This window comes from Phyllobacterium trifolii (assembly GCF_014192095.1).
Classification (GTDB): Bacteria; Pseudomonadota; Alphaproteobacteria; order Rhizobiales; family Rhizobiaceae; genus Phyllobacterium; species Phyllobacterium trifolii.
The window spans coordinates 104,525-119,344 of sequence record NZ_JACHXN010000015.1 but is presented as its reverse complement, the minus strand read 5'-3'; the positions used below and the strand labels follow the sequence as shown (position 1 = coordinate 119,344).

Sequence of the window (14,820 nt, the reverse complement as noted above, 5' to 3'; positions counted from 1 at the left end):
TGCGCTCCACATTTGAGCGATGTCAGGATGAACCGGGCTACCTCGGATTGATTCAAGTATGTTTGGTTGCCCTTTGTGATTACGTCAAATGGCTATGTTACTGTTCATCTCATTGGTCAGCTTAAGTGAAATGACGGGAGCAGTTATCGTCGCAATGTGATCGACGTTCTGTGCGATTCTGTGTGTTTGAATAATAGTTCAAACCGAAGTTTTTTGCACTCATCAGGCGTTGGCTGGATAGACGTTTGACCAATACACGCGGGGGTATCTAGGTGGGGAATGTTCGCCGGGCATATTTTATGGCGGCCTTGGAACAATATTCGCAGGTGATTGTCAGCATATCGATGATTGCCGTTCTGTCCCGTCTATTGGACAGCACGGAGATCGGGCTTGCGGTCATCGGCCTGGGGATAGGAACCATTGCGTTTAATTTCCGAGAGTTCGTGACATCGGAATATCTCATTCAACGCGAAGATGTTTCGGAAGAAGATGTTCGCACTGGCTTTACTCTTATATTCGGCTTTTCGGTTGCGATCGGCTCGTTTCTTATTCTCCTGGCCCACTGGTTCGCGGGTTTTTATTCCGCAGCGGGCCTTAGCGGATTCGTCTGTATTCTGGCAATTTCCGGTGTGATCGATGCACCAGTCAGTACCATCGCTGCACTGCTGCGCCGGGACATGGAGTTTGGCAACCTCACACGCATCAACGCATTAGGTAGCATTGTCAACGCCTTGGTAACCATCGCGTTTGCATGGTTCGGCTTTGGCTTTATGAGTTTTGCCTGGGGAACACTGGCATCTGCATTGGTCAGGATGGCTCTTGGATTCCATGCCCGGCCGATCTTCTGGATGTTCAATCCTCGACTGAAAGGCTGGCACGAGTTCTTCGTTTTCGGTGGCTACAAGGGTGCTTCGACAGTTCTTGACAGGACATATGAGGCACTGCCCCAGCTGGTGTTGGGGCGTATCATGCCGTTGACTGCCGTCGGCCTCTTTAACCGCGCGAATGTTGTCTGCGGACTCCCCGACAAGATATTGCTGTCCGCGATCTTTTCGGTCGCGTTTCCGGCATTTGCAGCCGAAGCCAGAGCGCAACGAAGCGTCAAGGACGCCTATCTGAAAATCATCAGCTATATTACAGCGCTCTATTGGCCCGCAGTTCTCGTCGTTGCTATTCTTGCCCATCCGATAGTGCATATTGCGCTCGGGCAGGCTTGGGATGCTGCAGTTCCGCTTGTGCAAATCCTGTCAGTCGCGGCCATCTTCTGGTTTCCTAACATACTGACGTTCCCGGTATTGGTTGCTCTCGGTGCGAACCGGGAAGCGTTTCGAGCAAATTTTATCGGACGAGGCATGTCGATAATTGTCATCTGTACCGCGAGCTTCTTTGGATTGTATGCGCTCGTGTTAAGTCAATTCATCGTTCTGCCGTTCCAAATGCTTATTTCGCTCATCTATGTTCGCCGGCATGCGCCGTTCCACTGGCAGGAGTTGTTCGCTATACTCGCCAAAAGTGCGGTAGTAACCCTCGGGGGGATTTTGGGACCGCTCGGTGTTCTTGCCGCGCATGGCTTTGCGTTCGATCTCTCCATTCTACAGGCACTTGTTGCCGGCCTATTTTCGGCAATCGGGTGGGTGGCGGCTCTGGTCATAGTCAAGCACCCATTCCTCGAAGAGCTTATCCGAATCGTCGGCCTGCTTGTGCCTCGGCTTCTGCCGAGCAAGCAGGGAGTACCAGCCGAATGACTAACGCGAGATTCCTAAAAGCTTGGAGGGCATGCTGTGAAGTCCGTTGACGTCGTCATACCAAACTATAATTACGGTCGCTATTTGCGGGCATGCGTTGGCAGTGTGCTGTCGCAGGATGTCGAGAAACTGCGCGTCCTGATCGTCGACAACGCCTCGACTGACGACAGCCCGGAAGTGGCGCGAGAGCTTGCAGCGATGGATCCGAGGGTCGAGTTGCGGCTGCACGAAACAAATCTCGGCCCGCACGCGTCGTTCAACGAGGGGATCGATTGGGCGGAATCGGATTATTTCCTGATATTGTGTTCCGATGATTTTTTGGTACCGGGCGCGCTCAACCGTGCCGTCACCATCATGGAAGAAAATCCCGATATTGCTTATACCTATGGTCGGGATGTGGACATCCAGGGCGACTCCCCGATTCCCAGCATAGCGGGGCAGCAGACACAACCACCGTATCGGCTGGATAGCAGCCGTTCTTTCATCGAGCGCTTCTGTCGGTTAGGGGTTTTCCAGATACCCGGACCGTCGATTGTCATCAGGACCAGCGTGCAAAAACGCACGGGTTACTATCGCACGGAACTTCCGCACAGCGACGACTACGACGTATGGCTGCGCTTGGCGCTACACGGCATTGTAGCCGAGCTCGATTGCATCCAGGCGGGCATTCGCACGCACGGCACAAATCGTTCCAGCGATTTGTGGGCGCGTCAGATATTGCATATTTTGCACACTGCCGATGCGGCCGAATGCTTCTTCGCCCACGAGGGTGGCGAAATGCCCGACGCCAAATATCTGCATCGCCTCGCACGCCGAGGCCTGGCGGAGCGTGCCTACTGGTCGGCGATCTCGCATCTTCTTCGCGGAGAAAAGGGTGTGGGTGAGCTGTTGAAGCTAGCTTTCCGCTGGCGTCCTGTAACAGCGCTTCTGCCACCTGTCGGATATCTGCTCCAAAGGCCCGATACACTGCGTCGCCTCCAGCGCCTCGTCGACATGTGGGCGCGTGGAACGAAACGTTTCAGGATTGGGGAAGCTGGCTCACGTCCCTGATTTCGCCCCGCTGTTCTGCAATTTCAAACAGAGTTGCATGAATGGAGGCTTCTTGCTCGGCCAGTTGCGCCCGGAAGCCGGCGACGCCTTTTTTCACTTCCAATACAAGACGTGCACGATCGGCCAGCATTTTCTCAACTTGGGATTTCAAGACTTCGACATCGAATGTTTCGACGTAGTGGCAATATTCTTCAAGGCCGGTTGCACTAAGCAGCGCGTCGTTTTTTGACGAGTAGGCTAGTGAGATCACCGGGCGCCCCATTCGCAGCGCACAGACGACATTGTGGTAGCGCGTTGCAACGACGATATCGGTATGCGCGATTTGCGCCATCACGTCGTGCAGGGAGGTCATCTCCTCCGCGACAATATGCTTGCTGCCACTATTGGCCTCATTTTGGGGAAACATCTTCATGATGTCGACAACGGCCCGACGATCAACGATATCTCCAGTCAACAATCTTACGTTCAGTCCGTGCTCCTGCAGCCAGGAAATGAATTCGGCAATTTTGTCCAAATACGTGCGATAAATGGCCTCTCCGTCTTCGTCGGCTTTCTTCCAACCGGAATAAGCCATTACGCCCACCCCAACGTAGACTGCAGTCGGGTTCTCACGACTGGATTCCGCTGCGGCAGGAAGACCAAAAGCGAGATCGGCGCTAAGTGGATCGCGACTAACGTCAAAACCGATGCTCTTCATGAAATCTCGCGATAGTTTATCGCGATAGGAACGGTAGTGTGCCATCCGCGCCCCGGTTTTCAAGAACAGGCGGCTCAGAGGCAGTCTGATTGGTCCGGCGCCGATGCTGACGAAGGCAATGCGCATACGGTTCAGCCTGGCGGCTAAACACCACCTGAGGATCACGAAGGGCCAGCCAAATGCGGTCTCCTGAAAATCGTCCAGTATCCCTGTTCCTGGGATAATCATCAGATCCAGCCCATTGAGTTGAGCGAGGATGGTATAGAATCCGATTACTTGTCGGGGAATATCACCGAGTATTCGATTGATGCGATTGAACCAGCGGCCTCTCGCGACAATTACGCGGATGCTTATTGCTTCAATATTGTATTTTTTCGCAATGGCCTCCGGATTGGAACAAATGCAGACGAGCTCCGCGTCGACCTTTGACGAACGCAGAAAGTCCAGCATGGCTTCAAGTGAGCCGTCATTACCCGTATTTCCGCTGCCGAACTGACCCAGCAAGGCGATTTTCATCCAAGGCCTCTCAATCGACCTGTTTGATCTGCTACAGGACACGCTTCATTTCAACGACTCGACTCAAGCTGTCGGACGCGCCCGCAGACGCGAGCCGATCCGCTTGTTTGTCTTGATCTTGCTGCCATCTGCTGACAAACGACACATGGCCATTGGAATATCAGCAGCAACCGAACGACTGGGGTTCTCCTCCAAAAGGCTGCATCTATTACCCTCCACGGCGCATTCTGCTCTGTAGGCTTCTGGCTCTATGATGATTTCAATTGGGTTTCGGCGGCAGGCGTCGGGACAGTTTGAGGTCAATGCCCATGAAGTTCGCGTACTTTGTTCGTCCGCACCTCGGTGGCACCTACACCGTGTTCAAGCAATTGCGCAAAGGTTTGGCAATGCACGGGATAGACGTGCATTGGCTCGGGTTCGGCGATCCTCTATTGCCAGAATGGCAATCGGAGGCGGCCTTCGGCACCATGGTGGAAGCGCCAGAAGCGGCAGATGAACAGGAACAGGCGAGATTGGTCGCCTCTGCTGTACAGAATGGCGGATTCGATGGCGTATTTGTCAACGTTCTGACTGACCGCATCCAGATGAACATCGCGCGCTATTTGCCTGCCGATGTCATGCGCATCATGATCGTTCACAATATCACTCCGGGGACCTATGCAGCGGCTGTAGCTGTCAAGGATCACGTCCACGCTACGATTGGCGTATCAGAGCGCTGTCGTCGCGATCTGATAGAGAAATACAGATTTGATAAGGAACGCACGTTTGTAATCGCCAACGCTATCGATATCGAACCATTCACGGCATTGAAACGCGTTTCTCGCGGCACACATGGCCTTAAAGTGCTTTCTCTCGGCCGTATTGAGGACGCGTCCAAGGGTGTATTCTGGCTACCCGGTATCCTGGATAACTCGCCCGCATCGGTGAATCTGACGATTGCTGGTAATGGGCCAGACCTTGAGCAACTGAGAAGAAAGCTGGCCCATCACAAAGACAGAGTAACCTTTCTAGGGGCAATTCAACCGGATCGTATTCCACAGCTGTTGTTCGATCACGATGTTCTGATCATGCCGTCCCGGTTCGAGGGCTACCCGATGACCCTTATCGAAGCGATGGCTTCAGGGTGCGTGCCAATTGTTTCGCATATACAAGGTGTGACGGATACTATTGTTGCCGATAAGAAAAGCGGCTTTCTTTTTCCGGTCGGTGACTATGCTGAGGCAGCACGGATAATCTCAAAGCTCAATGTCGATCCAGCCAAACTCGCCAGCGCTTCGTTTGCGGCGACAGAGGCAGCCGAACATGCATTCACTTTCGAAGGAATGGCCAGGCGATATTACCACGTCATTGATCGTGTTGTTGCTACCAGGCCAGCTATAGCCGCTCCGCTTGATCTGAATAGCTGGGCTTTCCCGCGGGGGCTTCGTTCCGGCTTGCGCACTTACGTGCCACGGCCGGTCAAGAACTGGTTGCGTGTTATGAGAGAGCGGTACCCCTATACGCCTTTTGGCTCTTTCTCGTAACTGAATTGCCGAAGTGAAAATATGGCCTAAAACCCCCATAGTTTCGCTCAGCGTTTTATTGCCAGCTGTGCTGGCCAAGATGTCGACAAGGTTAGGCAGATGACAGAGTTTATCAACAATTTCGAGGAATCAAGCCGCCTCCGCGCACTTGCCCACCATGTAATTCCCGGGGGGGCACATACTTACGCCAAGGGCGACGATCAATATCCGCAGCTATCGCCAGGCTTCATAGCCAAAGGTTTCGGTAGCCACGTGTGGGATGTCGATGGCAATGAGTACATAGAATACGGAATGGGAAACCGTGCCGTCGGGCTGGGCCACGCATACGCTCGCGTCCTGGAGGCAGCCACACGTCAGTTGCAACTCGGCTGCAATTTTACCCGCCCCGCCGACATAGAAGTGCAGTGTGCAGAAACCTTTCTCGAGACCATCCCTGGTGCGGAAATGGTGAAGTTTTGCAAAGATGGATCAGATGCAACATCCGGTGCGGTCCGTTTGGCAAGAGCGGTGACGGGACGAGATATGATCGCACGCTGCGGCGATCACCCGTTTTTTTCCACAGACGACTGGTTCATCGGTGACACCGAGATGAACGCAGGCATCCCTGATGCCGTGCAGAAACTTACCGTCAGTTTTAAGTATGATGACCTCGACAGCGTACGGGCGCTATTCAACAGGTTCCCGGGGAAAATCGCGGCGCTAATCCTTGAGCCGTCGCGCGGTGATGATCCGAAGAATAATTTCCTTCATGCAGTGCGTGACCTTTGCCACAGCAATGGAGCCTTGTTTATTCTGGACGAAATGATCACAGGTTTTCGTTGGCACAAAGGTGGCGCCCAGCAGCTCTATCGCATCGAGCCTGATTTGTCTTGTTTCGGCAAAGCGCTAGGCAACGGATTCTCAGTCTCTGCGCTTGCTGGCAAACGCGAATACATGAAACTTGGCGGACTTGAACAAACGGGTAGTCCGCGCGTATTCCTGCTTTCCACAACTCACGGCGCGGAAACACATGCCTTGGCAGCAGCCATTGCTACAATGCGCATCTATCAAGATGAACCTGTCATCGAACACCTGTACCATCAAGGTGAGGCTCTGCGTACCGGCATAAATCAAGTTGTTGTTCGTCATGGTCTTAATGAATATTTCCGGGTCACCGGTCGATCCTGCTGCCTCGCCTATGCGACGCTGGATCAAGGCAAGACGCCGTCTCAAGCATTCCGGACGTTGTTCCTGCAGGAAACCATCAAGCGCGGGGTGCTTATGCCGTCGCTGGTAGTCAGCTATACGCACAGCGATGAAGACGTCGCCCGCACGGTCGACGCCGTCGATGGCGCGCTTGGTATCTACAAGCAGGCTCTCGAGAACGGTGTTGACAACTATCTCATAGGCAAGCCATCGCAAATCGTATTCCGGCGCTTTAATAGACCGCCGGTCGCCGAACGCGCGCTGGAACTAGCAGGCAATGGCTGACTGGGTTGAAAAGAGCTTTTTCTGGCTATTTCTTGTGTCGGCGATGTGTTGCTCATTCGTCGCCCAGGCACAGCAGCCGGCTTTTCCCCTGCAGATCTCCGAAAACCATCGCTACCTCCAGGATACATCAGGTCGCCCCTTTCTCCTGACAGGCGACTCGGTGTGGTCGTTGATCGGAGATTTGTCGCGCGAGGACGCGGACAGGTATCTCGCCGATCGCCAGAGTCGCGGTTTTAACACGATATTGGTGTCTCTGATCGAGCATCGCTTCAGCCGAAATGCCCCGCAAAATTACTATAAACATGCTCCATTTGCTTCCGGCGGAAACTTCACAAAGCCGAACGAGGCCTATTTTGCTGATGCGGACTGGATTCTGGAGCGCGCTCGAGAACGGGGATTTCTGGTTCTTTTGACACCAGCGTACCTTGGAACCAATGGCGGTGACGAAGGCTGGTATCAGGAGATGCACGATGCGGGTGCGGATGCACTCAGATCGTACGGGCGTTATCTCGGCCAGCGCTACCGCCACTTCGATAATATTATCTGGGTCCAGGGGGGCGATTGGGACCCGCCCACAAAAACCTTGGTGGATGCTCTTGCACAGGGAATCAAGGAGACAGATCCTGAAGCCCTCCAAACGGTGCATGCGGGACGCGACACTGATGTCCTTCACAATTGGGACGAAAAATGGCTCGGCCTCGATACGGTTTACACCTATGGCGATGTCCGCACTGCCACTCTTAAACGTTATCTTTCGGGACAAGCGCGCCCGTTTTTTTTCATCGAGGGTATGTATGAAGGAGAGCACAACACGACCGAGCAAAGCATTCGAGAGATCGCGTATGGCGCAATTCTTTCGGGAGCCGCCGGCCAGGTGTTTGGCAATAATCCGGTCTGGCATTTTGCAGGTCCGGCTCTTTTCCCAAGGCCGTTAACCTGGCAGAAGGCGCTTTCCAGTCGCGGTGCTCAAAGCATGAGTCATCTCAAGACCTTCTTCGACGCCATTGCCTGGTGGACGCTCGATCCAGAGCAGGGGAAACTTCTCGTCGCGCCGGATCCACCGCTTCCTGGATATGTCATTGGCAGTCGCTCGGCAAAGGGCAACCTTGCAGTGATCTACCTGTCCGACAGGAGCAGCGTCACCCTCGACAAATCAGCGCTAGCGCCAACAACGCAACACGCTCGCTGGTTTGATCCTTCATCCGGGCAATTCAGTGAAGCGCTCGCGAAAAGTGACTCCAAGGCTAACACCATCGCATTCGAGTCCCCACAGGCGCAAAATTCGGCGGGTTTTTCAGACTGGCTCCTTCTGCTCACCGATACCGACTGAGCGCGTTAGCGTTCAGATGATCGTATCGGACAAAAGGCGTAGCACATTTGCCGAAAGTGTAGTTCGCATCGTCGATGATCCTCCGAACTCCTCTCTCGCCGTTCTGCCCGCCCGCAAGTACCGTTTACCAGAAAAACATCTATGCGCAGAAGGACGATACACAATGAAAGTACTTGTGACAGGGCATCGCGGTTATATTGGAACGGTCATGGCGCCCTTCCTGATAAAAGCCGGCCACGAAGTTCACGGCTACGACGCCGAGCTTTATCGCAGTTGTTCCTACGCCCCAGGGGGCGCCATCGCCGACATTCCCGCGGTCTGCAAGGATGTACGTGACGTGACGGTAAGCGACCTCAAAGGCTTCGACGCGATTATTCATCTCGCGGCATTGTCCAATGATCCGCTGAGCAACCTCAATCCGGATATCACATATGAAATCAACCATCGTGGCAGTGTAAAGTTTGCCGAAACGGCAAAGAAGGCTGGCGTTTCCCGGTTTCTCTTTGCTTCGTCCTGCAGCAACTACGGCAAGTCGGGCGAGGGCATGATAGACGAGACCGGACAGCTCAATCCCGTTACGGCATATGGCTCGTCCAAAGTGCTTGCCGAGAAGGACATTGCAAAGCTCGCCGACGACAACTTTACACCTGTCTATTTGAGGCCTGCGACCGCATATGGCCTGTCTCCGATGCTGCGATTTGATATTGTCCTGAATAATCTCGTCGCCTGGGCGGTCACTGAAGGTGTCATCCTGCTGAAATCCGACGGGTCGCCCTGGCGTCCGATCGTCCACATCGAAGATATTTCGCGCGCCTTCCTAGCCGCTATGGAAGCTCCAAAGGACAAGGTGCACAACGAAGCATTTAACGTCGGTCAGTCGGCGCATAATTACCGCATTCGGGAAATTGCAGAGATCGTGGCGCAGGTCGTGCCTGGTTGCCGGCTTGAATTTGCAGATGATGCGGGTCCCGACACGCGTTCCTACCGTGTAAGCTTCGAGAAAATTGCCCGGGTTCTGCCAGCATTCAAACCGGTCTGGGACGCAAAGGCCGGTGCAGAACAGTTGCATGCAGCTTACATGAGTGCCGGATTGACCCTCCAGGAATTTGAAGGGCCTCGTTATCAACGCATCAGCAACATCCGGAAGTCGCTGGACGAGGGCACGTTGAACCAGAGCCTACGCCGTATTCCGTCGTCATCTCGGCATCCGGCCTTGGCCGATGCTGTCATATGACCATCCGTGTCTGCCATGAACAGCTTTATGGTATCGTTTGATACGATCAGGGCGACGGGCGACGTCGAGGTTGATGTGGGGATCCGCATCTACGCGCTCGCCGCCCGGCTTTTTCCGATCTGCCGGAGCATAACCGGGGACGGCGTGCGTGAAACACTGCAAGTTCTCGGTCAGCACATCGATCTGACACAATACGAGGTCCCGACCGGGACGCAGGTGCTTGATTGGACTGTGCCGCAGGAGTGGAATACCCGCGACGCTTATATCAAGGACCCATCCGGCCGGAAGGTTCTCGACTTCGCTGACAATAACCTGCACGTACTGGGATACAGCGCGGCCGTGCGACAGACGATGCCCCTCAGCGAACTGAAATCCCATATCCATACCTTGCCCGAACAGCCAGACCTTATTCCCTACAGAACGTCTTACTACAGCGAGCAATGGGGCCTGTGTATGGCGCACAATGAGCTCCTGCAACTGGAGGAGGGCGAATACGAAGTTCTGATTGATTCCGAGAAGCGCGACGGACATTTGACCTATGGCGAATATGTCCACAAGGGTCAGTCAGAAAGAGATGTGCTGCTTTCCGCCCATATCTGTCATCCATCCCTGGCCAATGATAATTGTTCCGGCCTGGCACTATTGGCCTGTCTGGCCAAAGCGTTACGTGCACGCAAAACACGCTACAATTATCGCTTCCTTTTCGCGCCCGGAACGATCGGTGCGCTCACGTGGCTTGCCGGCAATGAAGACAAGATCCCACGGATCGACCATGGACTGATCGTTTCTTGTGTCGGCGATGGCGGCGGACCCAACTACAAGCGGAGCCGCCGCGGCAATTCTCTCATAGATCAAGCAATGCAGTACGTACTGAACGCGGACGGCAGGCAGGGAAAGATTAGCGATTTCAGCCCTTATGGCTACGACGAACGCCAATATTGTTCGCCCGGATTCAATCTTCCGGTTGGGCTGTTCCAACGGAGCGCCTTTGGAACATTTCCAGAATATCACACCTCTGCTGACAACCTGGATTTCATCTCGCCAGAGCATTTGGGCTCGTCCTATCGGATGATCATGGATGCGATCGATATATTGGAGATGAACTGGACCCCGATTAATCTTTTTCCGAAAGGCGAGCCTCAACTTGGCAGGCGTGGTCTCTATTCTGCATTAGGCGGCGACAAGTCTGCCGGGGAAACCGCCATGGGGTATCTCTGGGTCCTCAATCTGGCCGATGGCAACCACACACTGCTCGATATCGCACAGAAATCGCACATGTCCTTCCGCGATATCGCCCGGGCCGCGCAGTTGCTGCTCGCAAACGGCCTGCTTGCCGAGGCGCCGGAACAAGATCAGGCGGGTGAGGCGTCCAGCAGCGGCCAAGCTTGATCTTTGTCAGATAGGACGGTTGGCTTCGCTGGCCAGTCGATTGCAAATGCCCGATCGTTCCACCTAACGCCGGTCGAGGCCTGCGGATTGTAAAACTCCGATATGAGATAGGAGACAGTCGCGTCGTCGCGCAGCGTCTGGAAACCGTGGGCGAATCCCTTCGGGATATAGAGCTGGCGGCAATTGCTGTCGGAAAGTTCGTAGGCAGCCCAGTGCCGGTACTGAGGCGAGTGAGGACGAAGATCGATGATCACGTCCAGTATTGCGCCCCTTATGCAGGAAACGACCTTCACCTCAGAGTGCGGTGCCGTCTGAAAGTGCATACCTCGCAAAGTATGTTTGGTTACCGAATGCGACATGCTGTGCTGAACAAATGTTGTTTCGAGTCCATGTTCTCTGAACTCGTCTACGCAAAACGTTCGGGCGAATGATCCGCGTGCATCCGAGATCGGAACCGTCTCGACGAGCCACGCACCATTCAGTTCTGTCTCGGTAAATCTCATTCTGTTCGCCTCATTTCAACCATTTCTGAACCACCAATTTTGTCAAACTCCGCGTACACGCGAAAGTCACAATAAGAGGTAGGCCAGCCATCGCCGATGTTCCTGCCACGTGGATTGAACGCTTGCGGAGCAGCAAGGGCCACACTCCGTTTGACGGACACCATATGGAGACGTTCCACCGTTCGGATGAGCCCACTGATCGCATTGTCATATCGCCCGCGCGTGTTGAAGGCCGTAACTTCATAGCCTGAGGATGCCGCTTGTCCCGAGAATCTCATGCGGACAGGGGAACACACGTGGTGATCAGGAGCCAAGGCATGAATATTCAAACCAGTACTCTCTTATTGGCGAACCGCCCAAGCGACAAAAAACATTCCTGTCGCCTGTGCGGCACCAGTTTGAAGTACACTTTCATTGATCTCGGAATGTCGCCTCCCTGTGAGAGCTTTGTTCCGCGCGAACTGATCGATTCGATGGAAGCATACTATCCGCTCCACGCTTATGTTTGCGAAGAGTGCCTGCTGGTGCAATTAAGCGAATATGTCAGCCCACAGGCCATTTTTGAAGAGTACGCGTATTTCTCTTCCTATTCCACCAGCTGGGTCGCGCATGCGAAGAAATACTGCCATCAGATGGCCGAGCAACTCCAGCTTGGTCGCGATAGCCTTGTCGTCGAGCTCGCCAGCAATGACGGTTACCTGCTTCAGCACTTCCTTCCGTTGAACATTCCCGTGCTCGGCGTCGAGCCGGCGGCCAATGTTGCCAAGGTCGCTATTGAGAAGGGTATCCCGACACGCGTTGAATTTTTCGGTGAAAAATATGCTCAGGCGCTGGTGAATGAAGGACTGCGCGCAGACCTCATCGCCGGCAATAACGTATTGGCGCAGGTTCCGGACCTCAACGATTTCGTCGCCGGCATGAAAATCCTGTTGAAGCCCGAAGGTGTTATCACCCTGGAGTTTCCTCATATCGAGAAACTGATCGCCGAAAACCAGTTCGACACGATCTATCACGAGCACTTTTCGTATTTCTCACTTCTCACAATTGAACTCATGGCCGAACGACACGAGTTGAAAGTCATCGATGTAGAAGAACTCGGTACGCATGGTGGCTCGTTGCGCGTTCACCTCGCGCATGCGGCTAGCGAGCGTCCGACTCAGCCAAGTGTGGCCCGAGTTGTGAAGAATGAGATCAATGCAGGCCTCGACAGGATCGAGATATACACTTCGTTCGTGGAGAATGCCCGCCAGGTAAAGCGTGAGCTTCTATCGTTCCTGATTGAAGCAAAAAAGGCCGGCAAGACCATCTGCGGATATGGCGCACCCGGTAAGGGCAACACGCTGCTTAATTATTGCGGTATCGGAACCGATTTCCTCGATTTCACTGTGGACCGGAATCCCTACAAGCACGGCCGCTATACACCAGGCATGCATATTCCGATCGAACCCGTTGAAGCCATCGACCTGGTGAAACCCGACTACATCCTGATCCTGCCTTGGAATCTCAAGGACGAGATCGTTGCACAGATGCGGCATGTCCAGGAATGGGGCGCAAAATTCGTTGTTCCCATTCCAGGTGTGGCCGTCATCGACCCGAAGGAGCTCAAGCCATGAAAGTTGTTCTGTTCTGTGGTGGTATGGGCACCCGCATTCGCGAATATTCGGAAAACGTTCCAAAACCCATGATCCCGCTTGGCTCTCAGCCGATCTTGCGGCATGTCATGCAGTATTACGCTGACTACGGACATGATGATTTCATCCTTTGCCTTGGCTACAAAGCCAACGTGGTCAAGGACTTTTTCCTCAATTGCCGCCCGCAGACATTCTCTGACTGTGTGGTTACCGGTGATGGCAATGTGGAGGTGTTGGGTGAGTCGCAAAAAGATTGGCGTATTTCTCTGATCGACACGGGCATCTGGCGCAACATCGGTGAGCGCCTCTGGGCTGTGCGCAATCAAGTCAGAAACGAAAAGATATTTCTCGCCAACTATAGTGACGGCCTGAGCAATGTCGATCTGGACGACATGATAGAAAAGTTCGAAGCCAGCGGAAAAATTGCATGCTTTCTCGCCGTTCGTCCACCGCTTACCTATCATCTGGCGGACATAGCCGAAGACGGACGTGTGCGGGAGTTCCGCTCCTCTGACCGTTCCGACATCTGGATAAATGGTGGTTACTTCCTCTTCCGTGGCGAGATATTCGATTACATGCGGGAATCCGAGGAACTCGTACTCGAACCCTTCAGCCGGCTCATCGCCGATGACATGCTGATGGCCTACAAGCACGAAGGCTTCTGGCGTTCGATGGATACGCTGCGCGATTGGCAGGCTCTCCAGGAAATGGTTGAGCGCGGTGAAATGCCTTGGACAGCTCATGGCGCTTTGAAAGATGGCTCCAACATCCGTCTGGTCAAGGCGTTATGAGGCAGTTGCCTTTGGCGAGACGCGGAGAGCGCCTTTCTGTCCTTTGTCTTGGAGCGCATTCCGACGATATCGAAATAGGTGCAGGGGGCACGATCCTGCGTCTTATTGCCGATGGTGTTCTGCTTGACGTCCACTGGTGTGTGCTAAGCGCACCCGGAATCCGCGCGGGTGAAGCAAATGCTTCAGCTGTTGCTTTTCTTGAAGGCGCTGCCAAGAGCAATATCGAACTTGCCGAGTTTGAAGACAGCTATTTCCCCAGCCAGTCCCGTGAGATCAAACAATGGCTCAATGCTGTACGCGAACGCGTCTCGCCCGACGTGATTTTCACGCATGCGCGCGACGACTCGCACCAGGATCACAGGGAAGTGAACCGTCTGACAACCAATGTGTTCCGCAATCATTTTGTGCTCGAATATGAAATTCCAAAATGGGATGGGGATCTCATGCAGCACAACACATATATGCCCTTGCCGTCCAAAATCATGGACCGGAAAACCGAACTTCTTCTGGAGCACTTCGGGACGCAGCGCTCGAAAGACTGGTTCGATGAATTGACTTTCAAAGGCTTGGCTCGCCTACGGGGCATGGAATGTCGCGCTGAAGAGCGTTTCGCCGAAGCCTTCACAAATCGCAAATTGGCATTGACTATAGGATAACCCTTGGTCGCTCCAGCTGCGTTAAAAATGCAGCCCGTTCTTCCATTCTCGACAACATCTCAGAATCTAACGAATCACGTGTTTAAAGCGATGCGAATCACTGCGTTCGCGTCGTTCAGCGCCCTGCGCGACACTAATCTCAAGTATAAGCCTTTCTTTATATGTTTAGTTCACCGACCCCTGCGGGGGAAACGAACTAATAAGCATCCTCGACGAATTAATCCAGCCTATGGGATCGGGCTATAGCTGGCTACACCGTCAAATTTTTTACAATCGAAGGAATTA

Annotated in this window: 12 protein-coding genes; 10 read left to right on the top strand and 2 right to left on the bottom strand. The window is 53.8% G+C overall.

Features of this window, described 5'->3' with window-relative positions; genetic code table 11:
• Positions 1 to 299 precede the first annotated feature (299 nt).
• Both FHS21_RS20855 and FHS21_RS20850 read left to right on the top strand, forming a co-directional pair.
• The gene (locus FHS21_RS20855; RefSeq protein WP_112526218.1) at positions 300 to 1,745 is read left to right on the top strand and encodes an oligosaccharide flippase family protein; all 1,446 of its coding nucleotides are present in this window, start codon (positions 300 to 302) and stop codon (positions 1,743 to 1,745) included.
• A 36-nt stretch (positions 1,746 to 1,781) separates the two neighbouring features.
• Positions 1,782 to 2,795 carry a glycosyltransferase family 2 protein gene (locus FHS21_RS20850; RefSeq protein ID WP_112526216.1) on the top strand — a complete coding sequence of 338 codons (1,014 nt, stop codon included), beginning with the start codon at positions 1,782 to 1,784 and terminating at the stop codon, positions 2,793 to 2,795.
• On the opposite strand, the gene FHS21_RS20845 is transcribed toward FHS21_RS20850, so the two are convergent.
• Complete coding sequence (locus FHS21_RS20845) at positions 2,764 to 4,008, bottom strand: polysaccharide pyruvyl transferase family protein (RefSeq protein WP_112526214.1); 1,245 nt, start codon at positions 4,006 to 4,008, stop codon at positions 2,764 to 2,766. The genes FHS21_RS20850 and FHS21_RS20845 overlap by 32 nt on opposite strands.
• A 308-nt stretch (positions 4,009 to 4,316) precedes the next feature.
• Between FHS21_RS20845 and FHS21_RS20840 the strand changes: the two genes are divergently transcribed.
• The 5 genes from FHS21_RS20840 (at position 4,317) to FHS21_RS20820 (ending at position 10,954) form a co-directional block, all read left to right on the top strand.
• Positions 4,317 to 5,531, top strand: a complete 1,215-nt coding sequence (locus FHS21_RS20840) for a glycosyltransferase family 4 protein (protein WP_112526212.1) — start codon at positions 4,317 to 4,319, stop codon at positions 5,529 to 5,531.
• Between the two features lie 99 nt (positions 5,532 to 5,630).
• Complete coding sequence (locus tag FHS21_RS20835; RefSeq protein WP_112526210.1) at positions 5,631 to 7,001, top strand: glutamate-1-semialdehyde 2,1-aminomutase; 1,371 nt, start codon at positions 5,631 to 5,633, stop codon at positions 6,999 to 7,001.
• Complete coding sequence (locus tag FHS21_RS20830; protein ID WP_112526209.1) at positions 6,994 to 8,331, top strand: glycoside hydrolase family 140 protein; 1,338 nt, start codon at positions 6,994 to 6,996, stop codon at positions 8,329 to 8,331. Before FHS21_RS20835 ends, FHS21_RS20830 begins: the two co-directional genes overlap by 8 nt.
• 163 nt (positions 8,332 to 8,494) lie before the next feature.
• Complete coding sequence (locus tag FHS21_RS20825) at positions 8,495 to 9,565, top strand: NAD-dependent epimerase/dehydratase family protein (protein WP_112526207.1); 1,071 nt, start codon at positions 8,495 to 8,497, stop codon at positions 9,563 to 9,565.
• Between the two features lie 27 nt (positions 9,566 to 9,592).
• A complete protein-coding gene (locus FHS21_RS20820; RefSeq protein ID WP_112526205.1) occupies positions 9,593 to 10,954 on the top strand; it encodes a DUF4910 domain-containing protein in 1,362 nt (453 codons plus the stop codon).
• On the opposite strand, the gene rfbC is transcribed toward FHS21_RS20820, so the two are convergent.
• The gene (rfbC, locus tag FHS21_RS20815) at positions 10,918 to 11,457 is read right to left on the bottom strand and encodes a dTDP-4-dehydrorhamnose 3,5-epimerase (protein WP_112526203.1); all 540 of its coding nucleotides are present in this window, start codon (positions 11,455 to 11,457) and stop codon (positions 10,918 to 10,920) included. The genes FHS21_RS20820 and rfbC overlap by 37 nt on opposite strands.
• Before the next feature lie 317 nt (positions 11,458 to 11,774).
• Here rfbC and FHS21_RS20810 point away from each other — a divergent pair, with 317 nt between their 5' ends.
• Genes FHS21_RS20810 through FHS21_RS20800 form a run of 3 tightly spaced genes read left to right on the top strand, consistent with a single transcriptional unit; the run spans position 11,775 to position 14,535 of the window.
• Entirely contained in the window at positions 11,775 to 13,070 is a 1,296-nt protein-coding gene (locus tag FHS21_RS20810) for a class I SAM-dependent methyltransferase (RefSeq protein ID WP_112526199.1), read from the top strand.
• Complete coding sequence (locus FHS21_RS20805) at positions 13,067 to 13,879, top strand: sugar phosphate nucleotidyltransferase (protein ID WP_112526197.1); 813 nt, start codon at positions 13,067 to 13,069, stop codon at positions 13,877 to 13,879. The genes FHS21_RS20810 and FHS21_RS20805 overlap by 4 nt, the downstream gene beginning before the upstream one ends.
• Entirely contained in the window at positions 13,876 to 14,535 is a 660-nt protein-coding gene (locus tag FHS21_RS20800; protein ID WP_112526195.1) for a PIG-L deacetylase family protein, read from the top strand. Before FHS21_RS20805 ends, FHS21_RS20800 begins: the two co-directional genes overlap by 4 nt.
• The last annotated feature ends 285 nt before the right edge of the window (positions 14,536 to 14,820 follow it).